Origin of the sequence: Erwinia billingiae Eb661 (assembly GCF_000196615.1) — a bacterium.
Taxonomy (GTDB): domain Bacteria; phylum Pseudomonadota; class Gammaproteobacteria; order Enterobacterales; family Enterobacteriaceae; genus Erwinia; species Erwinia billingiae.
Genome location: NC_014306.1, coordinates 1,012,456 through 1,038,271, shown reverse-complemented (window position 1 = coordinate 1,038,271; position 25,816 = coordinate 1,012,456). Strand labels below are relative to the sequence as shown.

At 57.5% G+C, this 25,816-nt stretch carries 28 protein-coding genes and 1 tRNA gene; 12 read left to right on the top strand and 17 right to left on the bottom strand.

The features are described from left to right. The first annotated feature begins 26 nt into the window (after positions 1-26). Together EBC_RS06025 and EBC_RS06020 are read left to right on the top strand one after the other, a co-directional pair. Positions 27-1,187: a pyridoxal phosphate-dependent aminotransferase gene (locus tag EBC_RS06025; protein WP_013200902.1), complete on the top strand. Its 1,161-nt coding sequence runs from the start codon at positions 27-29 to the stop codon at positions 1,185-1,187. After that, a complete protein-coding gene (locus EBC_RS06020; protein ID WP_041691916.1) occupies positions 1,175-1,942 on the top strand; it encodes an amidohydrolase in 768 nt (255 codons plus the stop codon). Before EBC_RS06025 ends, EBC_RS06020 begins: the two co-directional genes overlap by 13 nt. A 26-nt stretch (positions 1,943-1,968) precedes the next feature. Here EBC_RS06020 and uraH read toward each other — a convergent pair whose 3' ends face one another. The 9 genes from uraH to hpxU form a co-directional block, all read right to left on the bottom strand. Then, the gene (gene uraH / locus EBC_RS06015; RefSeq protein WP_013200900.1) at positions 1,969-2,304 is read right to left on the bottom strand and encodes a hydroxyisourate hydrolase; all 336 of its coding nucleotides are present in this window, start codon (positions 2,302-2,304) and stop codon (positions 1,969-1,971) included. After that, a complete protein-coding gene (uraD, locus tag EBC_RS06010; protein ID WP_013200899.1) occupies positions 2,301-2,795 on the bottom strand; it encodes a 2-oxo-4-hydroxy-4-carboxy-5-ureidoimidazoline decarboxylase in 495 nt (164 codons plus the stop codon). The genes uraH and uraD overlap by 4 nt, the downstream gene beginning before the upstream one ends. Continuing rightward, complete coding sequence (gene hpxK, locus EBC_RS06005; RefSeq protein WP_013200898.1) at positions 2,792-4,060, bottom strand: allantoate amidohydrolase; 1,269 nt, start codon at positions 4,058-4,060, stop codon at positions 2,792-2,794. The genes uraD and hpxK overlap by 4 nt, the downstream gene beginning before the upstream one ends. Next, positions 4,060-5,298 (bottom strand): pyridoxal-phosphate-dependent aminotransferase family protein, encoded by a 1,239-nt coding sequence (locus EBC_RS06000; RefSeq protein WP_013200897.1) that lies wholly within the window; start codon positions 5,296-5,298, stop codon positions 4,060-4,062. The genes hpxK and EBC_RS06000 overlap by 1 nt, the downstream gene beginning before the upstream one ends. A gap of 33 nt (positions 5,299-5,331) precedes the next feature. Further along, complete coding sequence (locus tag EBC_RS05995) at positions 5,332-6,069, bottom strand: amino acid ABC transporter ATP-binding protein (RefSeq protein ID WP_041691915.1); 738 nt, start codon at positions 6,067-6,069, stop codon at positions 5,332-5,334. After that, complete coding sequence (locus EBC_RS05990) at positions 6,050-6,706, bottom strand: amino acid ABC transporter permease (protein WP_013200895.1); 657 nt, start codon at positions 6,704-6,706, stop codon at positions 6,050-6,052. Before EBC_RS05990 ends, EBC_RS05995 begins: the two co-directional genes overlap by 20 nt. After that, positions 6,703-7,371, bottom strand: a complete 669-nt coding sequence (locus EBC_RS05985; protein ID WP_013200894.1) for an amino acid ABC transporter permease — start codon at positions 7,369-7,371, stop codon at positions 6,703-6,705. Before EBC_RS05985 ends, EBC_RS05990 begins: the two co-directional genes overlap by 4 nt. A 9-nt stretch (positions 7,372-7,380) precedes the next feature. After that, positions 7,381-8,166 carry a transporter substrate-binding domain-containing protein gene (locus tag EBC_RS05980; RefSeq protein WP_013200893.1) on the bottom strand — a complete coding sequence of 262 codons (786 nt, stop codon included), beginning with the start codon at positions 8,164-8,166 and terminating at the stop codon, positions 7,381-7,383. A 305-nt stretch (positions 8,167-8,471) separates the two neighbouring features. Further along, positions 8,472-9,311, bottom strand: coding sequence for a MurR/RpiR family transcriptional regulator HpxU (gene hpxU, locus EBC_RS05975; RefSeq protein ID WP_013200892.1), 840 nt, complete (start codon positions 9,309-9,311; stop codon positions 8,472-8,474). Positions 9,312-9,519: 208 nt separating this feature from the next. On the opposite strand from hpxU, the gene EBC_RS05970 reads away from it, so the two are divergent. From EBC_RS05970 to hpxZ, 4 genes are read left to right on the top strand one after another with little or no spacing between them, the layout of a single operon-like run. Then, positions 9,520-11,106, top strand: a complete 1,587-nt coding sequence (locus EBC_RS05970; RefSeq protein ID WP_013200891.1) for a gamma-glutamyltransferase family protein — start codon at positions 9,520-9,522, stop codon at positions 11,104-11,106. A gap of 12 nt (positions 11,107-11,118) precedes the next feature. Next, positions 11,119-11,307: an oxalurate catabolism protein HpxX gene (gene hpxX, locus EBC_RS05965; protein ID WP_013200890.1), complete on the top strand. Its 189-nt coding sequence runs from the start codon at positions 11,119-11,121 to the stop codon at positions 11,305-11,307. Beyond that, complete coding sequence (locus EBC_RS05960; RefSeq protein WP_013200889.1) at positions 11,304-12,704, top strand: AtzE family amidohydrolase; 1,401 nt, start codon at positions 11,304-11,306, stop codon at positions 12,702-12,704. The genes hpxX and EBC_RS05960 overlap by 4 nt, the downstream gene beginning before the upstream one ends. After that, positions 12,704-13,087 carry an oxalurate catabolism protein HpxZ gene (hpxZ, locus tag EBC_RS05955; RefSeq protein ID WP_013200888.1) on the top strand — a complete coding sequence of 128 codons (384 nt, stop codon included), beginning with the start codon at positions 12,704-12,706 and terminating at the stop codon, positions 13,085-13,087. Before EBC_RS05960 ends, hpxZ begins: the two co-directional genes overlap by 1 nt. An 86-nt stretch (positions 13,088-13,173) precedes the next feature. Here the strand turns inward: hpxZ and puuE are convergent, their stop codons facing one another. From puuE to EBC_RS05940, 3 genes are read right to left on the bottom strand one after another with little or no spacing between them, the layout of a single operon-like run. Further along, entirely contained in the window at positions 13,174-14,133 is a 960-nt protein-coding gene (gene puuE, locus EBC_RS05950; RefSeq protein ID WP_013200887.1) for an allantoinase PuuE, read from the bottom strand. Between the two features lie 26 nt (positions 14,134-14,159). Then, entirely contained in the window at positions 14,160-14,906 is a 747-nt protein-coding gene (hpxA, locus tag EBC_RS05945; protein WP_013200886.1) for an allantoin racemase, read from the bottom strand. Continuing rightward, on the bottom strand, positions 14,903-15,622 hold the full coding sequence (locus tag EBC_RS05940) for a GntR family transcriptional regulator (RefSeq protein ID WP_013200885.1): 720 nt from the start codon (positions 15,620-15,622) through the stop codon (positions 14,903-14,905). The genes hpxA and EBC_RS05940 overlap by 4 nt, the downstream gene beginning before the upstream one ends. A 144-nt stretch (positions 15,623-15,766) precedes the next feature. Here EBC_RS05940 and EBC_RS05935 point away from each other — a divergent pair, with 144 nt between their 5' ends. Continuing rightward, entirely contained in the window at positions 15,767-17,260 is a 1,494-nt protein-coding gene (locus EBC_RS05935; RefSeq protein WP_013200884.1) for an NCS1 family nucleobase:cation symporter-1, read from the top strand. A gap of 79 nt (positions 17,261-17,339) precedes the next feature. On the opposite strand, the gene EBC_RS05930 is transcribed toward EBC_RS05935, so the two are convergent. Continuing rightward, positions 17,340-17,416, bottom strand: a tRNA-Asp gene (locus EBC_RS05930). A 133-nt stretch (positions 17,417-17,549) separates the two neighbouring features. Continuing rightward, on the bottom strand, positions 17,550-18,284 hold the full coding sequence (gene dnaQ / locus EBC_RS05925) for a DNA polymerase III subunit epsilon (RefSeq protein WP_013200883.1): 735 nt from the start codon (positions 18,282-18,284) through the stop codon (positions 17,550-17,552). Between the two features lie 51 nt (positions 18,285-18,335). Between dnaQ and rnhA the strand changes: the two genes are divergently transcribed. Then, positions 18,336-18,803 (top strand): ribonuclease HI, encoded by a 468-nt coding sequence (gene rnhA, locus EBC_RS05920; RefSeq protein WP_041691914.1) that lies wholly within the window; start codon positions 18,336-18,338, stop codon positions 18,801-18,803. On the opposite strand, the gene EBC_RS05915 is transcribed toward rnhA, so the two are convergent. Continuing rightward, entirely contained in the window at positions 18,785-19,525 is a 741-nt protein-coding gene (locus EBC_RS05915; protein WP_013200882.1) for a class I SAM-dependent methyltransferase, read from the bottom strand. The genes rnhA and EBC_RS05915 overlap by 19 nt on opposite strands. A 44-nt stretch (positions 19,526-19,569) precedes the next feature. On the opposite strand from EBC_RS05915, the gene gloB reads away from it, so the two are divergent. The 4 genes from gloB to EBC_RS05890 all read left to right on the top strand — a co-directional run bounded on the left by gloB (position 19,570) and on the right by EBC_RS05890 (position 24,130). After that, the gene (gloB, locus tag EBC_RS05910; RefSeq protein WP_013200881.1) at positions 19,570-20,325 is read left to right on the top strand and encodes a hydroxyacylglutathione hydrolase; all 756 of its coding nucleotides are present in this window, start codon (positions 19,570-19,572) and stop codon (positions 20,323-20,325) included. 70 nt (positions 20,326-20,395) lie between these two features. Continuing rightward, positions 20,396-21,775 carry a murein transglycosylase D gene (gene mltD / locus EBC_RS05905; protein WP_013200880.1) on the top strand — a complete coding sequence of 460 codons (1,380 nt, stop codon included), beginning with the start codon at positions 20,396-20,398 and terminating at the stop codon, positions 21,773-21,775. A 305-nt stretch (positions 21,776-22,080) separates the two neighbouring features. Then, positions 22,081-23,433 carry an MFS transporter gene (locus EBC_RS05895; RefSeq protein WP_013200879.1) on the top strand — a complete coding sequence of 451 codons (1,353 nt, stop codon included), beginning with the start codon at positions 22,081-22,083 and terminating at the stop codon, positions 23,431-23,433. A 1-nt stretch (position 23,434) separates the two neighbouring features. Continuing rightward, positions 23,435-24,130, top strand: coding sequence for a cyclase family protein (locus EBC_RS05890; protein ID WP_013200878.1), 696 nt, complete (start codon positions 23,435-23,437; stop codon positions 24,128-24,130). Between the two features lie 25 nt (positions 24,131-24,155). On the opposite strand, the gene EBC_RS05885 is transcribed toward EBC_RS05890, so the two are convergent. Together EBC_RS05885 and EBC_RS05880 are read right to left on the bottom strand one after the other, a co-directional pair. Further along, positions 24,156-24,920 (bottom strand): class I SAM-dependent methyltransferase, encoded by a 765-nt coding sequence (locus EBC_RS05885; RefSeq protein ID WP_013200877.1) that lies wholly within the window; start codon positions 24,918-24,920, stop codon positions 24,156-24,158. Between the two features lie 83 nt (positions 24,921-25,003). Beyond that, positions 25,004-25,807, bottom strand: a complete 804-nt coding sequence (locus tag EBC_RS05880; protein WP_013200876.1) for an endonuclease/exonuclease/phosphatase family protein — start codon at positions 25,805-25,807, stop codon at positions 25,004-25,006. Positions 25,808-25,816 lie beyond the last annotated feature (9 nt).

Below are 25,816 nucleotides of genomic sequence, written 5' to 3'. Positions count from 1 at the left end.
AAACCGTTATTCAAGGGTTAACATTCATGAGCCAGACACCACGCGTTCCCGAGAGCAAACTGCCTGCTCTGGGCACCACCATCTTCACGCAAATGAGCGCCCTGGCGCAGCAGCATAACGCCATCAATCTGTCGCAGGGTTTCCCTGATTTCGACGGCCCGGACTATCTGAAAGCCCGCCTGGCACACCATGTCAGCCAGGGTGCGAATCAGTATGCGCCGATGACCGGCGTCCAGCCGCTGCGTGATGCCATTGCGGCCAAAACCGCCGAGCTGTATGGCTACCAGCCTGACAGCAACAGTGAAGTGACGGTGACCTCTGGCGCAACCGAAGCGCTGTATGCGGCGATCACCGCGCTGGTGCGTCCGGGTGATGAAGTGATCTGTTTCGACCCAAGCTATGATAGCTATGCCCCGGCGGTGACGCTGGCCGGTGGCGTGATGAAACGCATTGCGCTGCAGCCGCCGGCATTCCGCGTCGACTGGCAGGCGTTCTCTGCCCTGCTGTCACCACGCACCCGACTGGTGATCCTGAATACGCCGCACAACCCTTCCGCCACCGTCTGGCAGAAAAGCGATTTTGAGTCGCTGTGGCAGGCGGTAAAAGCGCAGGAAATCTATGTGCTGAGTGACGAAGTGTATGAGCACATCTGCTTCGATCCGAACGGTCATGCCAGCGTGCTGGCGCATGCCGAGCTGCGCGAGCGGGCGATTGCCGTGTCGTCATTCGGTAAGACCTTCCATATGACCGGCTGGAAAGTGGGTTACTGCGTGGCCCCGGCGGCGCTGACGGCGGAAGTACGTAAGGTGCATCAGTACCTGACGTTCTCGGTGAACACCCCGGCGCAGCTGGCGATCGCCGATATGCTGACCGCAGAGCCTGAGCATTACCGCGAGCTGCCGGATTTCTATCGTGCCCGCCGCGATGTGTTCGTGCAGGCGCTGGCCAAAAGCCGCCTGGAAGTGCTGCCGTGTGAAGGCACCTATTTCCTGCTGGCCGATTACAGTGCGGTCTCAGACCTCAACGACGTCGAATTCTGTCAGTGGCTGACGAAGGAAGTGGGCGTCGCCGCCATTCCGCTGTCGGTGTTCTGTGCGGATGCCTTCCCCCATAAACTGATCCGCCTGTGCTTCGCCAAACAGGAAGCCACGCTGATTGCTGCTGCGGAGCGCCTGTGTCAACTTTAAACCTGACGGTATTACAGCAACCGCTGGTGTGGATGGATGGCGAAGCGAACCTCGCCTTTTTCGACACCCTGTTAGCGGATCTGCAGGGCAAGGATCTGATTATCCTGCCGGAAATGTTCACCACCGGCTTCGCGATGGAAGCGGCCAAAAGCTCGCTGCCGCAGGCGCGGGTGATCGAATGGCTGCAGGCGAAGGCGAAAGCCACCAAGGCCATGGTCGGCGGCAGCGCGGCGATTCAGACTGAAAAGGGCGCGGTGAATCGCTTCCTGCTGGTTGAGCCGGAAGGCAAGGTTCACCATTACGATAAACGCCACCTGTTCCGCATGGCCGATGAACATCATCACTATCTGGCCGGCGATCGCCGTGAAATCATTGAATGGCGCGGCTGGCGTATTCTGCCGCAGGTTTGCTACGACCTGCGTTTCCCGGTGTTTTCCCGCAACAGCAACGATTATGACCTAGCGCTGTACGTCGCCAACTGGCCTGCTCCGCGTGCCGCGCACTGGCAGGCGTTGCTGCTGGCGCGCGCAATTGAAAACCAGGCGTATATCGCCGGATGCAATCGCGTCGGCACCGATGGCAATAACCATCAGTACAGCGGCGACAGCCGGATTATCAGCCCACAGGGTGAAATCCTGTCGGCCGGCGAAGCCCATCAGCCAGCCATTCTGAATGCCGAGCTGTCGCTGGAGAACCTGCGCGAATACCGCGAGAGATTCCCCGCATGGCGCGATGCCGACGCCTTTAGCCTGTAAGCGGTACGCGGGTAACGCGTGCTAACTCAGCTACCGCGGTAAGTGGACCACGACCAGGGTGAAATCAGGAAAGGCAGATGGTAATGCCCGCCCTGTTCGGGCAATACGAAGTCAATTTGCGCGCTGGCATACAGCGTTTCGCGCCCGCTGGCGGCAAAGAAGCTGGCGAGGTCGGCCACCAGCCGATACTGGCCCGCGCCCAGACCTTGCGGGGTTAAATCCTTGATACGGCCGTCAGCATCGGTACTGCCTTTGCTGACCGGCTGCCAGCCGTTGCTGCCGTGCTGCTCCAGTGAAATCGACACGCCGGTGGCCGGTTTGCCTACGGCGGTGTCCAGCACATGCGTGGTAATGGTGTTCATGCAAAAGTCTCCTTCAAACGCAGCAGCGTAATTTCACGCAGTTGCTGCAGGGCTTCCTGCTGCTCCTGCTGCGGATCGTTCGCCAGCCGCCGGACCAGCTCTGAGAGCATCTCTTCGCCGCTGCGGCCTTTCGCACGGATCAAAAAGACCCGGCCAAATTGTTCTTCGTAGGCGGCATTGCCCGCCTGAAGGGCCTGTTTAAGCGCCAGATCGTCTGCGTTAACGCTCGACTGCTCGCCACGGGAAAGCGTGGCTTCTTTGCCTGTTCCCTGCGCTTTTTCACCAATGCGGGGATGGGCGGACAGCGCCTGGTTGAGCGCCTGCGCGTCCCACTCTCCGGCCAGTGCATTAGCGGTGGTCAGCAGCGATGCCAGTGACGCAAATGGTCTGGCGGCCACCAGTGCCTCAGACCAGTCGGCAATCGCAACGCAGTGCGCAATCTGCTGCTTCGCGTCCGCCGCCGGGGCCTGATTAAACTGTTCAAGGCTCATTTCACGCCTCCCGACGCCACGTCAAACACCACCCGGGTATACGCCTGAATCGCCTGCGCCACATCCTTTTCCATCACCGCTTCGGCGGGATGATGGCTGATGCCGCGATCGTTACGGACGAACAGCATGCCCACCGGCCAGCGCTCGGCAATGGCGATGGCGTCGTGCCCTGCGCCGCTCGGTAATGAGATGCTACGGCCCTGCACGCCCGAAACGGCGCGGCTTAACGCCGCCTGCAGGCCATCATCACAGCGCGTCGCCGGGATATGATAATACTCTTCGGCGCTGAAGGTCAGCCCACGGCGCAGCGCAATGGCTTCAGCCTGGGTCAGCAGATCGGACAGCAGTTCCGCCAGCGGCAGATCTTCCGGCCCACGCACATCCAGCGTCAGGGCAACGTCGCCCGGAATCACGTTTACCGCGCCAGGTGAACACTGAAGCGTGCCCACCGTCGCCACCAGCTGAGGGCTGTGTTTCGGCGTGGTCTGCTCGATAAACACCATCCATTCGGCCGCCGCCGCCAGCGCGTCTTTGCGGTGCGACATCGGCACCGTGCCGGCATGACCGGCTTCGCCGACAAACTGGCAGTTCAGACGCCGGGCACCGTTGATCGCCGTGACCACGCCCAGCGCCAGGTCTTCCTGCTCCAGACAGGGTCCCTGTTCAATATGCAGTTCCAGATAGGCGACAATCTCGCTGACATCGCGGGCCGCCTGCTGGATTTGTTCACCGTCCAGCCCGATATCGGCCATCGCCTGGGCGACGGTAATGCTGTTGCCATCCGGATGGGTGACCCAGCTTTCCGGCCAGGTGCCGGTAATGCCACGGCTGCCGAGCAGGGTGATGCCGAAACGGGTGCCTTCTTCATCGCCAAAGCCGACGATTTCAATCGCCAGCGGCAGACGTTGCTGCTGTTGATGCAGCGCCTGCACGGTTTCGATGGCGGTCAGGACGCCCAGCATGCCGTCATAGCGGCCCGCATTGCGTACGGTATCGAGGTGCGATCCCAGCAGCAGCGCCTGCGCGCCGGTTTCCAGCCCTTCGTAGCGTCCGCAGATATTGCCGACGCTATCCTGCCAGACGCGCATCCCGGCTTCGCGCATCCACTCGCCCACCAGCGCATTGGCCTGCATATGCTCGGGTGACAGGTAAACGCGCGTCAGCATGCCGGGCGTTTCGCTGATCTCCGCCAGCCGATCGCAACGCGCCATCACCCGGGCGGCCGCCTGCGCCGCACTGGCGGCATTCATCAGGCCGTCGCTCATCAGTTGCTCCCGTTGGCGTAATGATCCCAGGCGGACTGCATCGCCGCGCCCTGCGGGGTTTTGTAGCCCAGATGCGTCAGTACCGACTCCAGCGCGCTGAGGGTTTGCATCACGCAGTCTTTACGCGCGTTGTAGCCCATGGTGCCAATGCGCCAGACTTTGCCGTGCAGCGGACCAAACGAGGTGCCGATCTCGATGCCGAAGTCTTCCAGCATCAGCTTACGCGCCTGGTCGCCGTTGATACCTTCCGGGATCACCACGCCCAGCACGTTGTTCATTTTGTGTTTCAGGTTGCCGAAGGTGGCGAGGCCCATCCCCTGAATGCCTTTCAGCATCGCATCGCCATGCAGCTTGTGGCGGGCGATGCCGTTATCGAGGCCTTCCTGCAGGATCAGACGCGCGCACTCACGCGCACCGAACAGCGCGCTGGTGGCTTCGGTGTGGTGGTTTAACCGCTCCGGTCCCCAGTAATCCATGATCATCCCAAGATCGAAATAGTTTGAGTAGATCATCTCGTCATCGCCGTCCTGATGGGCCGCGGTACGAATGCCTTCCTCAACGCATTTGCGCTTGCGGATCGCCGCTTCCATCTCCGCGCTTAAGGTCACTGGCGAGGTGCCCGAAGGGCCGCCAAGACACTTCTGCATGCCCGCAGAGACCGCATCCAGTCCCCAGGCATCGGTTTCCAGCGCGTTACCGGCAAACGACGCCGTGGCATCGGTGTAGAACAGCACGCCGTATTTTTTACAGATCGCGCCCAGCTCTTCCAGCGGTTGCAGCATGGTGGTCGAGGTATCGCCCTGCACGGTCAGCAGCAGGCGCGGTTTCACTTTTTTGATCGCGTCTTCGATCTGATCCGGCGTGAAGACTTCACCCCATGGCACTTCAATGGTGTGCACTTCTGCCCGGCAGCGACGGGCGATCTCACACAGCAGATGGCCAAAGCGGCCAAACACCGGCACCAGCACCTTATCGCCAGGGCGGATTGCCGACAGCAGGATCGCTTCGATCCCGGCCCGTGAGGTGCCGTCGATCAGCAGGGTCCATTTGTTTTCGGTACGAAACACGCCGCGATACAGTTCCATCACTTCATTCATGTAATGGGTCATCGCCGGATCGTACTGTCCCAGCAGCTGGCTGGACATCGCGCGCAGCACGCGCGGATCGGCATTGATTGGTCCCGGCCCCATCAACAGGCGTTGTGGCGGGTTAATCTGTGGGTATTTGGTGATATCCATCTGCTCTTTCCTTTTTGGTCTGAACCGGCGCGGTTAACTTAAGCCACGCACCGAGGAGATAAATTGTTTAAGTTCCTGCGTCTGCGGATTGGCGAACAGGCTTTTGCTGTCGCCCTGCTCCCAGACCCGCCCCTGATGCATAAACACCACGCGGTCGCCCACTTCACGGGCAAAGTTCATTTCGTGGGTCACCAGGATTAAGGTCATGCCTTCTTTGGCTAACTGCTCCAGCACCTTCAGCACTTCGCCCACCAGCTCCGGATCCAGCGCCGAGGTAATTTCATCACACAGCAGCACTTTTGGCGTCATGGCCAGCGCACGGGCAATCGCCACGCGCTGCTGCTGTCCGCCGGACAGGTTGGCCGGGAAGTAATCCATACGGTCGCCCAGGCCGACTTTTTCCAGCATCTGGGCGGCCAGCGCGCGGCATTCCGCTTCGCTCTTTTTCAATACGCGGCGCGGGGCCAGCATCACGTTTTCCAGCGCGGTCATATGCGGGAACAGGTTGAAGTTCTGGAACACCATGCCGATTGAACTGCTGATTTCACGCGCCTGTGAATCGCGGTTGGTGATGGTCATGCCACCCAGCTTGATGCTGCCTTCCTGATAGCCTTCCAGTCCGTTCATACAGCGCAGCAAGGTACTTTTTCCCGAGCCGCTGCGGCCGATAATGGAGATCACTTGCCCCATATCGATATCGAGATCCACGCCTTTCAGCACGTGGTTCTCGCCATAATATTTCTGCACCTGATTAATGGTGATGAGCGGCATTGAATTTCTTCTCCAGGTACTGGCTGTAACGGGACAGCGGATAACACATCAGGAAGTAGCCCAGCGCTACCAGCCCGAAAACTTTGAACGGTTGATAGGTGACGTTATTCAGGATGGTGCCGGCTTTGGTCAGCTCGATAAAACCGATAATCGAGGCCAGCGCGGTGCCTTTGATCACCTGAACGGCAAAGCCGACGGTGGGCGCAATGCCAATCCGCAACGCCTGCGGTAATACCACGCGAAATAAGGTCTGACCGAAGTTCAGGCCCAGACAGCGTGAGGCTTCCCATTGCCCTTTTGGCAGCGCCAGAATGCTGCCGTGCCAGATATCCACCAGAAACGCGCTGGTGTAAAAGGTTAACGCCAGCGAGGCCGCCGTCCACGGAGACACATCAATGCCAAATAACGCCACGCCAAAGAACGCCAGGAACAGCTGCATCAGCAGCGGCGTGCCCTGAAACAGTTCGATGTAGCCGCGGATCAGGCGGTTCGGCCAGCGGCGGCGGGTTAATCGCACCATCACCAGCGGCAGCGCGACCACCGTGCCGCCAAAGAACGCGGTCAGCGACAGTAAAATCGTCCAGCGGGCAGCCAGCAGCAAATTGCGCAGAATGTCCCAATCGGTAAAGGTATTCATCCCTGGGCGCTCCCTAACCATTTACGGCCTGCGGCCAGCAACAGCTGACGCATCACAATCGACAACGCCAGATAGATCAGCGTGGTCACCAGATAGACTTCAAAACTTAAAAACGTGCGCGACTGGATCAGGTTGGCGGCAAAGGTCAGCTCTTCATAAGAGACCTGCGACACCACCGACGAGCCGAGCATCACGATAATGCACTGGCTGACCAGCGCCGGGTAAATGCGCTTCAGCGACGGCGGCAGCACCACCCGCATAAAGGTTTGCAGTCGGGTTAAGCCCAACACGCGGCCGGCTTCCCACTGCCCTTTCGGCGTTACCTGGATGCCGGCGCGGATAATCTCGGTGCTGTATGCGCCGAGGTTAATCAGCATCGCCAGCAGCGCCGCCTCGCCAGCGGTCAGCTTCAGCCCCAAATTTGGCAGGCCGAAGACGATAAAGAACAGCTGAACCACAAACGGCGTGTTGCGGATCAGCTCGACATAGCCGCCCCACAGGCGACTCACCAGCGAAGGCTTGCCGCTACGCAGCGCGGCGCCGAGGATCCCCAGCGAGACGCCACCCACGGTGGCCAGTACGGTCAGCTGGATGGTGACCCACAGGCCGGAAAGCAGTTCCGGCCAGTAGGGCCAAAGAGCGGGAAAGTTCAGTTGCCCAATCATTGCCTGCCCTTACGCGCCCAGATCTGCAGGCAGTGGCGCTTTCAACCACTCTTCAGACAGACCGTTCAGCGTTTTGTCTTTGATCGCCTGCTCAATCAGCGCGTCGACTTTGGTTTTCAGTGCCGGCTCATCTTTACGCATGCCGATAAAGCACGGTGAATCTTTCAGCATAAATTTCGCCACCGGCGCTTTGTCGGCATTCTGGCGGGCAATCGCCGCCACCACCAGGTTGCCGGTCGCCACGTACTGCACCTGACCCGACAGGTAGGCAGACAGCGTGGTGTTGTTATCTTCATAACGCTTCAGCTGGGTGTCTTTCGGTGCCACATCGGTCAGCACCATGTCTTCCACCGCACCGCGCGTCACGCCAATGGTTTTGCCGCTCAACGCCGCGGCATCTTTCAGCTGCGCGTCTTTCGGTCCAAACACCCCGAGGAAGAACGGTGCATAGGCCCGGCTGAAGGCGATAACTTTCTCACGCTCCGGGTTTTTACCCATGCTGGAGATCACCAGATCCACCTTGTCGGTCTGCAGATAAGGCACGCGGTTGGCGCTGGTCACCGGCACCAGCTGCAACTTAAGTTTCATCTGCTTCGCCAGGTATTTCGCCATATCAATGTCGTAGCCCTGCGGCTGCAAATCGGTGCCGACTGAGCCAAATGGCGGGAAGTCCTGAGGAACGGCCACGCGCAGAACGCCACGTTTTTCAATGTCCTGCAGCTGATCGGCCATTGCCTGCGTCACCTGCGTCAACATCAGTGCCGCGCCAACCATTGCCAGTAATGCTTTCTTCATTAGGTGTTCCCCGAGTAATAAAACATGAAACGAAAGATTCTTGAAGAATTTATTTGCAACTAATGTGCCAGCGAGAATAAAAGGCGGAGAATTTTTTGCGGCGGCGAGCCGCGTGCGGGATCGCGGGGAAAATCGGGCGATAAAAACCGCGTTGAAACCGGAAGTTAAGGTTTTAGTGGCAGTAATTTACCAGGCAATCGTTTGCTATTGCGCCAGAAGCCCGCGTGAATCGGGCGGGTATGATGAAAGGGTTTAGCGATCGGCCAGCGCCCTATAAACAGGCAAAGCACCAAAATGGTGCCCCATTAGCGCTGTTCCAGCTCGTCCAGATGACTGTAAAGGTCGGCGATTTGATGAATGCGCTGGCGTCCTTCGGTTAAAAGTTCATGCAGCACGGCATTGGCCAGCAGGTTGATTAAGCTGTTGGCCGAGGCGTAGCTGTCAAAGGCGGAGACGCTGTCCAGCGGAGCACAAAGCTGCCAGCGGGCCAGCGCAATAATGGCCTGCGCCTGCGGTTCACAGATCACCAGCGTGGGGATGCCATCATGCTGCAGCTGTTGCAGTAACGGCTTGATAATACGGGGACGGCGACGGAAGGCCAGCACCACCACCATATCCTCCTGCGTCACTTCCACCAGCTCTTCAGACAGCGTCTGGCCTGGCTGCGGCAGCACCTGAATGCCGCCCCGCGCCTGCAGTAACTGCTGGCGGAAGTGCAGCGCCACCGGATAGGCGTTACGCAGCCCGACGACAAATACGCGCTTGCTGTTGGCCAGATGCTGAACCACTTCACCAAACTGAGCGGTATCCACCTCGTTAACCCACTGGGTGAGGTTGGCCATCTCCTGCTTGTAGTGGCGGGCCAGCAGCGTGTTGCCCTGCACGGCGTCACGGTTGTCGGTTAACGGCATCCCGCTTTGACGCAGCGTGCGCAGTTCATCGCGCATATCCTTATATTTTTCATAGCCTAAGCGCTTGAACAGGCGGCTGACCGTCGCCTTGGATACGCCGCTCAGGCGGGCCAGCTCGGCGCTGTTGTAGCTGATCAAATCATCAAAGTGATCGAAAACAAAATCCCCTACCCGTTGCTCCTGCGGCGAGAGCTGCGGATAGTGACTTCTGAGACGTTCATCGAGCTGCTTCATGGTATTGACCTTGTAACTTTTGTTTCAGAGAACCTAACATATACAAATAACGTGCCCATCCGGGGAAGTCATTCTGCCGTCAGACGAGAAATTTGTCTCTCTCTTCCGCGCCGGCCGGCAGTTTTCCACGCTTAAGCGCCCTGATCCTGAAAAACTGGAACATCTCTTGCTTCCTTGTTCCCCTGTAACCCTAAAAAAAGAGACTGGAATGATTCAGAGTAATATCGCCCCGCTGGGCATGGCCGTGGCACCGCACCATCTGGCAAGTGAAAGCGCGCTGGCCGTCTTACGCGAAGGCGGCAATGCCATTGAAGCGATGGTGGCCGCCGCCGCGACTATTGCCGTGGTCTACCCGCACATGAATGGATTGGGCGGAGACGGCTTCTGGTTGATCGTACCGCCAAAGGGTGACCCGATTGCCATCGACGCCAGCGGCGCTGCCGGTTCACTCGCCGATCGCGCCTTCTACGAGGGCCTCGCGTCGATTCCGCATCGTGGCCCTAAAGCGGCGCTGACCGTGGCCGGCACCGTCAGCGGTTGGGCTGAAGCGTTAACGATTTCAGCCGAGTTTGGCGGCACGCCCACCCCGGTTGCGCGGTTACTGGCCGATGCCATCCGTTATGCTGCCGATGGCATTCCCGTCACCCAGTCACAGTCTGCCGCCACCGAAAGCAAATACCATGAGCTGGCGAAGCAGCCTGGCTTCGCTCACACCTACCTGCCGGATGGCGAAGTGCCGAAAGCGGGCAGCCGCTTCACCCAGCCGGAGCTGGCGAATACCCTCAGCCTGCTGACGGAAGACGGGCTGGAGAGTTTTTATCGCGGTCCGCTGGCCAATAAGCTGGCCAGCGAGATGTCGCGCCTGGGAATGCCGGTCACGCTGGAAGACCTGAATAATCACCGCGCTAAGCGCCGGGTGCCGCTGCGTATTCAGCATGAGTATGGCGAGGTCTACAATATGACGCCGCCAACCCAGGGGCTGGTGTCTCTGGCAATCCTCGGCATTACCGACCGCTTGAATATGGCGGAAGCCGATGAAGCCCAGACCGTGCACCGCATTGTCGAAGCGACCAAACTCGCCTTCAGCCTGCGCGATCGCTACATCACCGACCCGCTGCATATGCGCGAAGAGATGCAGGCGCTGCTGGATTCCGACGTGCTGGCCACCCTGGCGAACCAGGTCGATGAGCAGAAAGCCGCGCCCTGGGGAACGGGCAAAGGTCCGGGCGACACCGTGTGGATGGGCGTGATGGACAGCAGCGGCATGGCCGTGTCATTTATACAGAGCATTTATCACGAGTTTGGCAGCGGCGTGGTGCTGCCCGACACCGGCATTACCTGGCAGAACCGCGGCGCGGCATTCAGCCTCGATCCTGACCATCTGTTAACGCTGGTGCCCGGCAAACAGCCGTTCCATACGCTGAATCCTGCCGCCGCGCGCCTGAATGATGGCCGCACCATGGTGTATGGGTCGATGGGCGGAGATGGACAGCCGCAAACGCAGGCCGCCATTTTCACCCGTCACGTGGTTCAGGGGATGCCGCTTCAGCAGTGCATCAGCGCGCCGCGCTGGCTGCTCGGCCGCACCTGGGGCCAGGCCTCCGATTCACTGAAGCTGGAAAGCCGTTTTTCTGAACACACCTTTGCACAACTTCGCGCATTGGGTCACGACGTTGAAGCCCTGCCCGATTACAGCGAGGCCGTTGGTCACGCCGGCGCCATCGTCCGTCATACCAACGGCATGTTGGAAGGGGCATGTGACCCAAGAAGCAACGGCAGCGCTGCCGGTTTTTAACAGGAGAGGATCATGAAGCAAACTTCGCCCGACTGGGCAGCCTACGTGGCACAAATGGAACAGGTTCTGGGCGTGCCGCTGGACGAGCAGCGACGTGCCGAACTGTTAGTGCAGTTTACCCGCATCGCCGGAATGGCCGCCCCGTTGATGGCGTTCCCGCTGGATGACCGTCTGGAAGTGGCAGGAGTGTATAAAGCATGAATCCGGCCTCATTATCCATTACCGACATTCAGGGCGCGCTGGCGAAAGGCGAGCTCAGCGCCCGCGAAATCGCGCAGCAGACGCTGAGTCATATTGAAGCCGCCAACCCGGCGATAAATGCCTGGACGGAAGTGACGCAGGATCGCATGCTGAACGAAGCCGATCGGGTCGATCGTCTGCGTAAAGAAGGCCGTGCGCTGCCGCCGCTGGCCGCGGTGCCGTATGCGGTGAAAAATCTGTTTGATGTTGCCGGGCACGCCACCCTCGCCGGTGCCAGCCTGTTCAGCGATCGTCAGCCGGCAAAACAGGATGGCTTTGCGGTGAATAAACTGAGCGAATCGGGCGCCCTGCTCTCCGGCATGCTGAATATGGACGCCTATGCCTACGGTTTCACCACCGAGAACACCCATTATGGCGCGACCAAAAACCCCCGCGATCTGCAGCGGATCGCGGGCGGATCGTCCGGCGGTTCCGCTGCCGCCGTTGCGGCAGGTCTGGTTAACTTTTCGCTGGGCACCGACACCAACGGTTCGATCCGCGTACCGGCTTCGCTGTGTGGCATTTTTGGCCTGAAACCGACCTTCGGTCGCCTGTCCCGCAGCGGCAGCCATCCGTTTGTCGCCAGTCTGGATCACATCGGTCCGTTTGCCCGTTCGGTGGAAGACCTGGCGGTCGTCTACGACGTGCTGCAGGGACGCGATGTGCAGGACAGCTTCCAGGCGGAGAAAGCCATTCATCCCGCCCATCGCCTGCTTGAGCATGGCCTTGCAGGCCTGCGCTGCGGCGTGCTGGGCGGCTATTTCCAGACCTGGTGCAGTGAAGACGCCCGCGCAGCGGTCGCAATTGCGGCTAACGCATTGAACGCGCAGGATGAAGTGCTGTTCCCGGAAGCGGAGCTGGCGCGCACTGCCGCGTTTATCATTACCGCCTCTGAGGGCGGCAACCACTATCTCCCGGCGCTGCGTACCCAGCCTGAACGCTTTGAACCGCTGTCGCGCGAGCGTTTACTGGCGGGTGCGATGATCCCGTCAGCCTGGTATGTGCAGGCACAGCGGTTCCGTCATCACTTTAAGCAGCAGATCCTGCCGCTGTTTGAGCAGTTCGACGTGCTGATCGCGCCCGCGACGCCGAGTACCGCAACGCTTATCGGCCAGGAAACTATGCACATCAATGGCACCGATCTGCCGATCCGCGCCAGCATGGGTATGCTGACGCAGCCGATCTCGTTCCTCGGCTTGCCGGTCACCACCGTGCCGCTGCAAACGCAGGGTGGTTTACCGATCGGCCTGCAGCTGATTGCGGCACCGTTCAAAGAAGAGGCCTGTCTGCGTGCCGCATGGGCACTGGAAAAAATGGGCATTGCGCAAGCAGCCCCCGTCAACGTGAGCGCAAACTAATGAAGAGTGAATATATCGATCGCCCGGCGATTCTGGCTGAAGTCACCACCGCGTTTTACCGCTATGAAGAAGCTCTGATTAGCAATGATACGGTGGTGCTGGATGAGCTGTTCTGGCATGACGATCGCACCGTGCGTTTGGGTGCCGGTGAGAATCTGTATGGCATTGAGGAGATCAGAGAATATCGCGCGTCACGGCCGTCAGCCGGCTTGAACCGCGATCTGCGCAATACGGTGATCACCACCTTTGGCGAAGATTATGCGGTGTGTAGCACCGAATTCACCCGCGAAGGAACGGATAAAATTGGCCGTCAGCAACAGACCTGGGTCAAGCTGCCGTGCGGCTGGCGCATCGTGGCCGCGCAGGTCAGTTTGATGGTGTAAAGCAGGATTATCCGGGCCGGATGTAACCATCTGGCCCGGATAGCCGATCCCGGTGGCCCGATTTCTCAGGCCACCCGCTTGCAGACTCACTCCGCCGGCGCGGGATGGGTTTTAACCCAATGCTCGGCGATTTGCTGACGCGTACAAATCCACACGTTCTCGTGCTGCTGAATATGATCCAGGAAGCGCAACAAGGCCTTGAAGCGACCCGGACGGCCCAACAGGCGGCAGTGCATGCCAATCGACAGCATCTTCGGTGCGGTTTCGCCCTCTTCATACAGCACATCAAAGCTGTCTTTCAGATAGGTATAAAACTGCTCTGCGGTGTTGAAGCCCTGCGGCGTGGCGAAGCGCATATCGTTGGTTTCAAGCGTGTACGGGATGATCAGATGTGGCTTCACCGTGCCATCCTGACAGGTGACCTGCGTCCAGAACGGCAGGTCGTCGCCATAATAGTCGCTGTCGTAAGTGAATCCGCCCTGTTCAACCACCAACCTGCGGGTGTTCGGGCTGTCGCGTCCGGTGTACCAGCCCGTCGGCGCTTTGCCAAACAGATCTTTTAAGGTATCCACCGCCTGCTGCATATGCTGACGTTCCGCTTTCGGATCCATCGACTGGTAGTGGATCCAGCGCCAGCCGTGGCTGACCACGTCGTAATCGGCAGCTTTAATAGCATCAACAATCTCGGGATGACGCGCCAGCGCCATCGCCACGCCGAACACCGTTAGCGGCAGCCCGCGCTTCTGGAACTCATTATGGATGCGCCAGAAACCGGCACGGGAACCGTATTCATACAGCGAGTCCATCGACATATGACGCTCGGGATAGCTTGCCGCGCCGATAATATCAGACAGGAACTGTTCGGAACCCGCATCGCCATGCAGCACGTTGTTCTCTGCACCCTCTTCATAGTTCAGCACAAACTGCACGGCGATCCGCGCGTTGCCCGGCCAGGCTGCATGGGGTGGATTGCCCGCATAGCCACGCAGATCGCGTGGGTAGTTTTTGTTAAAGCTGTACTCTTTTTTCTCTACGGCATCATTCATGGTCAAAGTCCTTGTGTCGGGACGACTTAATCCAGTTTAAGAGAGGCAAACTGACCCGACAGGGTTTTTCTTACAGGATAGTCCAGGTCACCGTGTTTACTGGTCGACAACCCCAGCGCCACCAGCGACTCCACCATTTTTACTGCGGCTCCCACGCCATCAATGACCGGGATACCCAGTTCCAGCGTTAACTCACGCGCCAGCGTGGCCATGCCACCACAGCCGAGCACAATTGCGCCGCTGCCGTCTCGCTTCTTCGCCTGTATACAGCCTTCGCGCACTTTCTCCTGCGCCAGACCGGTGCCATCTTCCAGTGCCAGCACCGGCAAATCGATGGCATGCAACGCGGCGCAATGCTGTTCAAAGCCATACTGCTGTAGCAAATGCCGTGCAATGATTAAGGTGCGCGGCAAGGTGGTGACGATAGAAAAGCGGGTCGCCACCATCGTCGCCATATGCATCGCCGCTTCGGCAATACCAATCACCGGTCCCTGAGCCAGTTCGCGGGCGGCTAGCAGCCCCGGATCGCCAAAGCAGGCAATCACGTGCCCACTGACGCCCAATTCCCGTCCCGCCTTGATCTGTTCCAGCACGCCGATGGCGGCGATAGCCTCGTCAAAATGCCCTTCGATAGACGGCACGCCCTGCGACGGGCACACCGCGAGGATCTCGGTTCCCGGCGCGGCCACGGCGCGTGCTACGGCTCCGATTGTCGCGGTCATCGCCTGGCTGGTGTTCGGGTTAATCACCTGAACGATCTGCTTCACGCTCATGCTTTCGCTCCAAAGCCGGCAAACAGGCGGCCAAAGTCAGGCAGCTGCTCGCCGCTGCGTTCAAAGTGCAGACTGTCTACGATATGCGCGAAATGTTGCTGCATTGCGTCAGTTAGCGGTTGCAGCGCTTTTTGTCGCAACAGTTCAATCAGCCGATCGTGATCGTCACAGCGGCAGCCCTGCTGCCACGGCGCGCCATACGCCGCAATCACCAGCGACGATCGCTGCGTTAATCGCGTCACCATTTCGGTCAGCACCTGATTGCCGGAGATAGCCTGCAGCTGAATATGAAAAGCGGCGGAAAGGCGGATAGCGGCCGGGCCATCGTGCGCCTCGTGCGCCTGTTGTTCCTGGCGATTAAGTTTCTCCAGCGCCACCAGGTGCGTCGACTGGCAACGTGCGAGGATCGCCGGCAGATTGGCACATTCAAGTAAGGCACGGGTGCGGAAAATATCCTGAGCCTCTTCCACTGAGGGTGTCGCTACCTGTGCACCACGTTTGGGCGTCAGGACGATCATTTGCACCGCGGCGAGGCGCTGAAGCACTTTGCGGATCCCGGTGCGGCTGATGCCAAACACCTCCGCCAGCGCTTCTTCCGGCAGCTTACTGCCCGGTGGCAGCTGGTGCTCCACAATGGCCGACATCAACGCCTGATAGATCGGCTCGTCCTTGTCGTTCAGGTCAGAGGCCGTTTTCAGGCCGTTTTCACTCTTCATTACCCACTCCGGTAAACATCAGTTCCGTAAAGAATCGTACACATGAATCTCAAGTTTTGTATACAAAAAAACGATTCTGGCCTGATTCCTGCAATGTCTTCCTAAACCGATTTGCGTTTAGTGACCTATACAGGAGCAGGTTTCATGCCAAATAGTCAGAATGTCAGCCAGGCGTCGGCGGTTGAAGCCCACGCAAACTACAGCCCACGGCTGTGTAACAAAGACCTGGCGCCGACTCGCGACCAGAACTGGAGCTGGTACAACATCTTTTCTTTCTGGATGTCGGATGTACACAGTATGGGTGGCTATGTGGTCGCCGCGAGCTTCTTTACGCTCGGGCTGGCAAGCTGGCAGGTGCTGCTTTGCCTGCTGGTCGGCATCTGCATCGTGCAGATTTGTGCCAACCTGGTCGCCAAACCGAGCCAGATGGCCGGCGTACCCTATGCGGTGATTTGTCGTCAGGCCTTTGGTGTGTTTGGTGCCAATATCCCGGCGGTGATCCGCGGGCTGATTGCGTTTGCCTGGTACGGCATCCAGACCTATCTCGCCGCCAATGCGCTCATGCTGGTGTCGCTGAAATTCTGGCCGTCGCTGGCCGCCATGACGCACGCGTCCTGGCTGGGTCTGTCTCAGCTGGGCTGGATTTGCTTCGGCATTATGTGGCTGGCGCAGGCCATGGTGTTCTGGCACGGGATGAGCGCCATTAAGCGCTTTATCGATATCGCCGGTCCGGCAGTGTATGTGGTGATGGTGGCGCTGGCCGGTTGGATTGTGTACAAGACGGGCTTTGACGGTATTTCGCTAACGCTGGCCAGCAAGCAGCTCACCGGTGGCCAGCAGGTCTGGGAAATGATTACCGCGACCGCGCTGGTGGTGTCCTACTTCTCTGGCCCACTGCTGAACTTCGGTGACTTCTCGCGCTACGGTAAGAGCATGAATGAAATCCGTCGCGGCAACCGCTGGGGCTTACCGTTCAACTTCCTGCTGTTTTCCGTGGTGACGGTGGTGATTGTTTCCGGTACTCAGTCGCTGTTCGGCCATATGATCACCGATCCGATTGAAACGGTGAGCCGCGTCGGTAACGATCTGGCGGTCGCCATTGGTCTGCTGACGATGATCACCGCCACGATCGGCATCAATATCGTCGCGAACTTTGTTTCCCCGGCGTTCGACTTCTCCAACTGCTCGCCGCAGAAAATCAGCTTCCGCACCGGTGGCATGATTGCGGCGGTCGGTTCGGTGCTGTTAACGCCGTGGAACCTGTTCCAGTCGCCTGAGCTGATCCACTACACGCTGGACGTGCTGGGTGCCTTTATTGGGCCGCTGTTCGGTATCCTGCTGTGCGACTTCTATCTGATTAAACGCAGCCAGATTTCAGTGAAGGATCTGTTCGATGATACGCCTCAGGGTCAGTACTGGTATCGCGGTGGATTCAACCCGAAAGCCATCGTCGCCCTCGTCCCGTCGGTGTTGATTGGGCTGGTGATCAGCTTTATTCCTTCGCTGCATGACGTGGCAAACTTTAGCTGGTTTATTGGCGTGGCGTTGGCTGGCGGGTTCTATCGTTGGATTGCGCGTGAGGATCGGGTGGTCAGCAGCCAGGGTTATGGTCGTAAGGTGGCGGTAGAGAAACGTTAATAAAGGAGGGGACGGCGTTTTACCGTCTCCAGAAACGACAAAAGCCTGATTCATTGCTGAATCAGGCTTTCTGAATACTTGGCGGAACGGACGGGGCTCGAACCCGCGACCCCCTGCGTGACAGGCAGGTATTCTAACCAACTGAACTACCGCTCCACCGATGTTCCCCGTCGGGAACGGGGCGAATATTACGGCCAGCCCTTCCCCCCGTCAACGCTTTTTATCGGGGTTTTCAACCGACTGCCTGTTTTTTCGCCTTTTCGCTGATTTAATCCGTGATTTTCAGCACTTATGCGCGCCAGAGGCAGCTTCCGCCCTTCTTCATCACCAGATCCAGCCGCTCTTCGTGGGCCATATTTTCCGCCTCACTCGCCGATAACACCACCAGCCCCGAGGCCGGACGCGTAATGCGATGAATGGTGTCGCCGTTGCTTTGCTGCTGCTGATCGCCTTCCATCGAGAACTTCAGCAGCGTCTGGCCACCGGTCATCGCCAGGAACACTTCCGCCAGAATTTCGGAGTCCAGCAGTGCGCCGTGCAGGGTTCGCTTGGTGTTATCTATTTCGTAGCGTGAGCAGAGCGCATCAAGGCTGTTACGCTTGCCGGGAAACATTTTGCGCGCCATCGCCAGGCTGTCGGTAATGCGGCAGAAGGTTTCGGTCTTCGGAATATTGCGCCCAAGCTTGGCAAACTCGTAGTCCATAAAGCCGATATCAAACGACGCGTTATGGATCACCAGCTCAGCGCCATCGATGTATTCGAGGAACCCGTCGGCGATGTCGGCAAAGGTGGGTTTGTCGGCGAGGAATTCATCAGCAATACCGTGAACGCCAAAAGCTTCCGGATCCACCAGCCGATCGGGCTTCAGATAAACATGGTAGTTATTGCCGGTCAGACGGCGGTTTATGACCTCAACGGCACCGATTTCAATGATGCGATGCCCTTCATAGTGCACCCCAATCATGTTCATACCGGTGGTTTCAGTATCGAGTACGATCTGACGCGTTGTATTTACTGTGCTCATAGGACCCGTTTATGTCAGACTTGGCGTTTTTCAGCAGGGAGTCTACCAGAGATGACTAAGCAGGTAGAAATTTTCACCGACGGTTCTTGCCTTGGCAACCCCGGACCGGGCGGTTATGGCGCTATCTTACGCTATGGTAAGCACGAAAAAACCTTCAGCGAAGGCTATTTTTTAACCACCAATAATCGCATGGAGTTGATGGCTGCTATTGTCGCGCTGGAAGCCTTAACGCAGAAGTGTGAAGTGGTGCTCAGCACCGACAGCCAGTATGTTCGCCAGGGCATCACCAGCTGGATCCATAACTGGAAAAAACGCGGCTGGAAAACCACCGATAAGAAACCGGTCAAGAATGTCGATCTGTGGAAGCGGCTGGACAGCGCCCTGAGCCACCATGAGATCAAATGGGAATGGGTCAAAGGTCATGCGGGACACGTCGAAAACGAACAGTGTGACGAGTTAGCCCGCGCGGCCGCAGGCAACCCGACCCAGCAAGATGTGGGCTACACGTCAGAATCCTGATGCCCCTGCCGCGAGCGAAACTGGCTGGTTGCGCCAACCGCCGAGGTGATCCTTCTTTTCGCCGCGGCCCGTTTGGCCGGATTCATGATCAGCGGGAAGGTGCGCTTACGCGCGACAATGATGCTCAGGCAGCCCAGCGCCGGAAAATGCGTGCTGATGACCTTGCCGCCCTGCCGGTTCCACGGCACGACCTGGAACCGCGTGCGCTGAACCACTTCGTAATTCAGCAGGCTCAGCCAATCCATTAACCTCATCTGCGTAAACATCCGACTGTTCCACGGCACGCGCTTGTGGATGCCCGGTATCAGTTTGCCGATCCCCAGCACGCTAAACGGGTTAAAGCCGCTGATAATGATCCAGCCATCGTCGATCAGTACCCGATCCACTTCCCGCAGAATGCGGTGCGGATCGCTGCTCCAGGCCAGACAATGTGCCAGCAGACAGGCATCAACGGATTTCGATTCAAACGGCAGGCTCATCGGATCCGCCTTGACCTGCAGCCCTTCGCCGCTTAATCCCACGTTAACCTGATGAGAGATGGCGCAGCTTTCGGTGTCGATTTCGGCGCTAAGATGGCCCACTTTTAACAGATGAAAACCGTAGAGTTTGGCGAGGCAAGGCTGGAGATGCTTGTTGAGGGCATCACGATAAAACTCTCCCCATGGGATCTCTGCCCACGAGTCTGGCACCTGACGAATTTGGCGTGTTTTAGCGGGCTTCATGCTTTACCATTCTCTTTCCATTTCAGCCAATAAAAGAGGCGATGATGAATCTTACCAGCATTCCGGCACTTCAGGACAACTACATCTGGACATTAAATAATGAACAGGGCCAGTGCCTGATCGTTGACCCAGGCGAAGCGGCGCCGGTGCTCTCCGTTCTGGCAAAAAACCAGTGGCAGCCCGTGGCGATCTTGCTTACTCATCATCATCACGATCATGTTGGCGGCGTGAAAGAATTGCTGGAGAAATATCCGGGAATGACGGTCTATGGGCCGAATGAAACCGCCGATAAAGGGGCGACATCGATCGTCAGTGAAGGGGATAGCATTACCGTGCTGGATACCAAATTCAGCGTGATCTACACACCCGGTCACACTTTAGGACACATCTCATATTTCAGTCATCCTTACCTTTTCTGCGGCGACACGATGTTCTCAGGCGGTTGCGGTCGTTTATTCGAAGGCACGCCGGAACAAATGTTTGAATCATTTCAGAAGCTTAACGAGCTACCCGCCGATACACTGATATGTTGCGCGCATGAGTATACTTTATCGAATTTAACCTTTGCGCATGCCGTTTTACCGCAGGATGCGAAGATAGAGAGCTATTACCGTGAAATTAAGGAGTTACGCGCGAAAAACGGCGTTTCCGTGCCGACAAAGCTGGAATTAGAGCGACAAATTAATGTTTTTTTAAGAACGCAAGAACCTGATTTACAGAGACTTATAGGGTATGAAACATCTCCACAACATGAGTGGCAAGTATTTGCAACTCTACGCGAGAAGAAAGACCGTTTTTGATTTTTCGGGTTGTGTTGCTATGGGCGAGCAAGTATAGTTGCTCGTCTTTTAAGCGAAGAATGACACACACATGAAGGCTAAAGCGATATTACTCGCCTCGGTCTTGCTGGTGGGTTGCCAGGCGTCAAAGCATGACACCAACATCCCGGAACAGCATGCACAGAGTTTGTCTTCGGCAGGTCAGAATGAAGCAGAGCAGGACACAGATCGGTTGTTATCCCCGCGTTGGCAGGATGATGGAACCCGCGTTACGCAGGATAAAGATTTGTGGAATCTCATCAGTACCGAGCTGAAGATGAAGGTTCCGGATAATGCCCGGATACGCGAACAAAAACAGAAATACTTAAGCAACAAGAGCTATCTCCACGATGTAACATTACGGGCAGAGCCGTATATGTACTGGATTGTCGAGCAGATTAAAGAACGTAAAATGCCGATGGAACTGGTACTACTACCCATAGTGGAGAGCGCTTTTGACCCCCATGCGACCTCAGCCGCCAATGCCGCAGGCATCTGGCAGATTGTACCGCAGACGGGGCGAAACTACGGTCTGAAGCAGAGCCAGTGGTATGACGGACGCCGCGATGTCGTGGCTTCCACCAAGGTTGCGCTGGACATGATGGAACGTCTGAACAAGATGTTTGACGGTGACTGGTTACTGACCATCGCCGCCTATAACAGCGGTGAAGGACGCGTCATGAAAGCGGTAAAAGCCAACAAAGCCCGAGGGAAACCGACGGACTTCTGGCATTTATCTCTGCCACGCGAAACCACGGTCTACGTGCCAAAAATGTTGGCTTTGGGAGATATCCTGAAGAACAACAAGCGTTACGGTTTACGTCTGCCGGCGCCTAACGAAACCCGTGCTCTGGCACGTGTCGATGTGGGCCAACAGATTGAACTGACGCAGGCGGCAGAAATGTCGGGCATGTCACTGAGCAAGCTGAAAAGTTTTAACGCGGGCTACAAACGCGGCACTACGGCACCGAAAGGTGGACCTCAGTACATCATGGTACCGAAGTCGAACGTAGCGCAGCTGCGTAACTCGCTGGCAACAGGCGATATTGCTGCCGTGCAGCCAACAGCGTTGGCGAATAACACGACAGCCGGTTCTTACAAGGTACGCAATGGCGATACCCTGTCAGGAATTGCTAAACGTCTGAACGTCTCGGTGAAAGACCTGCAGCGCGCAAATAACCTGCGTGGCGCAAGTATCAAACCAGGGCAGACCCTGAGCACGGGCGGTAGCGGCAACGCCACCAAACTGGCCGATAATGGCAACAGCATCACCTATAAAGTTCGTAAAGGTGATTCTCTGGCCAGCATTGCTAAAGGGCACGGTGTTGAGATTAAAGATGTGATGCGCTGGAACACCAGTGGCTCACAGAACATCCAGCCAGGCGACAAGCTGACGCTGTTTGTAAGCAACACCAGTACGCCAGACAGTTAAGACTGAGACCGATAAAAAGCCAATCTGCGGATTGGCTTTTTTTATGCCCTGAATTTCCCCTTACTCCCCTTCACTCCACGTTGTGATCGCCTCGCGGCTTCACGCATCCTTGCTGGTACAACTGTGATCAAGATCCAGTAACCGTCAATCAGCGCTTGTATGGTAGTAATCTCAGTGTCTATGTTATCAACTTGTTTATTTTTTGTTCTCCTATTTTCGGCATACATAACAAGAAACAGCGTAAAACAGGGCGCGGACCGTTTACTGACGGCCGCAGACAACGATGACATTGAAAGGCACCAGATATGACACTCCCTTCTTCTGAACTGGCTGAACATCAAACGACTCAGGATAGCCCTGCCGCTGGCGCGCAGGCACCCCGGCGTGGGCTTTTACGCTTCCTGCCGAGAGCTCACCCGCTTTCCTGGTGGATGCTGGTGATCACCACGCTGGCGATCCTGATGAATTCCATCGACAGGATTATTCTGCCGACCCTGCTGCCGGCGATCATGAAATCCTTCAACCTGACCGAAGTGCAGGCTGGCTGGCTCAACTCGTTAAGTTTTGTCGGCACCTTAACCGGCGCCGTGCTTTTCGGGCTGTTCTCGGATTGGGTCGGCACCGGTCACAAGCGCTGTTACAGCTGGTGTGTCGCGGTGTTGGTAGAGATTGTCTCGGGTGTCGCTACGGCATTCTGCAAGTCTCTCGGGGCGTTTCAGGCGCTGAGAGTGGCGATGGGGATGGGCACCGGCGGCTCAGAACCGATTAACGTCGCGCTGCTGGGCGAATGGTGGCAGAAAGAGAACCGTGGATTTGCTATCGGCGTGCACCATACCGGCTTCCCGCTGGGACAGTTTATCGGCCCAATCCTGATCGCTGCCATTCTGGCTTTTGCTACCTGGCGCGAAGCCTTTCTGTTTATCCCGCTGATTGGTCTGGTGATCCTGATTGCCCAGCTGATTATCGGCACCCGCAAAAATCATCAGAAAGTGAATGACTGGATTGTTGAAAACAAACTGACGCCGCCGGTCACCGAATCTCTGCAAAAAACGGTAGAGAACGCCTCTCTCTGGTCCAACGCGGTCTCCTGCCTGAAAAACCGCAACTGCCAGCTGGCGATCCTGCTGATTTTTGGCTTTACCTGGGCCGAGATGGGCATTGCTAACTTCCTGACGTTGCAACTGACCCGCGAAGTGGGACTGGACCTCTCCACCGCAGCGATCATTTCGGGTGCCTCTGGCTTAACCGGATGGATTGGCCAGATCCTGTGGGGCAGCTTCTCAGACGTTAAAGGACGCAAACGCTCGCTGACCTTTATCATTGCTGGCTGGATCCTGGCGGCGGCACTGTGCATGTTTATCCACTCTGCCGCGCTGGGTTGGGCGATCCTGATTTTCTGGGGGCTGTTCCGCAACTCTCCCTATCCCGTTGCCTACGCTTTACTGATTGACTCCTCGCCGCGTGCCGCCGCATCCAGCATGGGACTGATGATTGGCCTCGCCGTCGGCATTGCCGGCATTCTGGTTGCGCCCGTTAGCGGCTGGATCATTCACAGTTATGGCTTCACCGTTCACTATCTGGTGATTGTCGGCGTGCTGCTGCTGTCCTGCGCCCCACTGTGGTTTATCAAAGAAACCGTCAACCTGAATAAGGCCTGATATGACTCACGATCTGCTTAGCTTATTGCGTCAACACCGCCTCATCGAGCTGAACCATCAGTATGAGGAATTTATGCCCGTCTGGCCGACCCACGGCAAATTTTTCTGTAGCCGCGCGGAGGATTATCCTGCCGGAGACGGCAACTATAACTGCCAGTTAAGCCTGGGAGATCACTGCGGTACGCACGTTGATGCGCCGGTGCATTTTATTGAGGGTGGCAAGACGATTGAACAGGTGGACGTGCAGCAACTGACGGGACGCGGACGCTGCCTGGATATGTCCCATCTGGCGGAAAACGCCGATATCACCCGCGAGATGATCGCCGCATGGGAGGCAGAGCATGGCGAGATTCTGGCTCAGGATATTGTGATTTTTCGCACCGGTTATGATGAGAAATGGCGTTGCCGACCGCATCAGGCGGCGTTTTTGCAGAACTGGCCGGGACTATCAGGAGAAGGCGCGCAGTATCTGATAGATAAAGGCGTGACGGTGTTCGGAACGGATGCGATGTCGCTCGATCGCTACAGTAATGAAGCGCATCCCGCGCACCTTGCCGTGTTGGGTGCCGATTGCCTGATTATTGAGAATCTGGCCAATCTGCGAAGCCTGCCGACAGCCTTTATCTTTATGGCGTTGCCGCTACGAATTAAGGGCGCTTCCGCCTCGCCGATTCGGGCCGTGGCACTGGTTGAGTAACAGCCCCTTGCGGGGCCGTTTTGATTCAGGGCTTAAACGCTTCGATAAAGATCACGTCGGTACTGAAGCTGCCATCCGGCTGTTGAGCATAGTAGCGCTGCACTTCTTCAGAAGCAGACTGCTGATAAGCCCGGATGGCATCCGCCATCACCTTCGGCGTGCGCATGCGTTCAATCCAGCTGCTGAACTCCAAATCCAGGCGGTCATGACTGACGGCCGTGATTGCCAGTCCGGCTTCCGTGAACATCGTCAGCCACTCACCAGGATTGTAATCGCGGACGTGGGAGGTGTCGCGCAGCGCCTCAACGGTCTGTAACCAGATATCCAGCACGGCATTGCCCGGCGCGTTCACATCCATAAAGATCACTTTACCGCCTGGCTTCAGGATGCGCTTCACTTCGCGCAGCGCCCGTCCGACATCGTGCCAGTGGTGGGCTGAATAACGGCTGATGACGATATCAAAGGATTCGTCGGCAAATGGCAGGTATTCCGCATAGCCCTGCACTGTCGACAGATGCTCATAGCCACGCTCTTTTGCCGCTTCAGCCACCACAGCCAGCATTTTCGCCGAGAGATCGTATGCCACCACGCTCTTAACATGCTGAGCCGCAATATAGCTGGCGTGCCCACCACCACACCCTAAATCGAGTAAATGCGCATCCTTTTCCGCAAACAGACGTTCACCCAGACGCACTAAGTCGCGGCCGCTGGCGTGCACGGCACTGCTCAGGTAGGCGCTTGCCTGGTCACCAAACTGTTTGTCGACGTTATCATGATGATGTGTAGCCATATCTCTGTGTTCCTTACTGATTTTTTTGGAGTTATGGGCAGAACGTGAGGTCGACCTGCCCGTGACGGCAGGCCGAACATTCCCTAGAGAAGCGCAGGCTTGCCGGGATGGAATTCAACGAGTAGGGGATTGTGATCGGAGGCGCGGGTGACCAGCACGGAGGCTTCAGCCACGCCCAGACCGCGGTAAAACACGAAATCTAAAGGACGACCAAAGGCTTTGCGCCGGTGATCGTCGGTAAAACTCACTTCTTCCAGCCCCATATCGCGGGCGAAGGTATATAACGCATTGATGCGCTGACGGCTCCAGGCGTTAAAGTCACCCGCCATAATCACCGGGCCGCGATGATGAATTATCTGCTCGCCAATCGGCCCCAGCTGTTTGCTGTAGACATCAATACCCAGACTGAAGTTAACGGCATGGATGTTCACCACCATCAGCATCTGATCGTTTGGCAGGGCGTAAGCCGTCACCAGCGCCGATTTAGACAGCCTTAATAAAGGCTCGCGTTCGCGTAACGGGCAGCAATAGACGGGATGCGCAGAAGCCAGCGTCATCACCCCAGATGGATGTTGAGGCAAAGCAAAGGCCGGAACCTGATCGGCAGCCAGATAGTTGGAGGTAGCAAAGCGCACCAGCTCCGGCGTGGTTTGCGCTTCCTGTAACAGCACCAGGTGCGCATCCTTACCAAAATTCTGCAGGACTGAGAGCCAGTCAGCACGCTGCTGTTTGAAGATGTTCCACACCAGCACCCGCAGCGTGGACTCTGTCGTCAGCGGCGTTCCCGGCGGCAAGGCTTTGCCAACGTGCAGCATGGCACCGGGCGGAAAAATGCGTTCCGCTGGCTGTCCCGCTACATATCTCATGGCATACGTCTTTCTTCGCACTCTACCGCC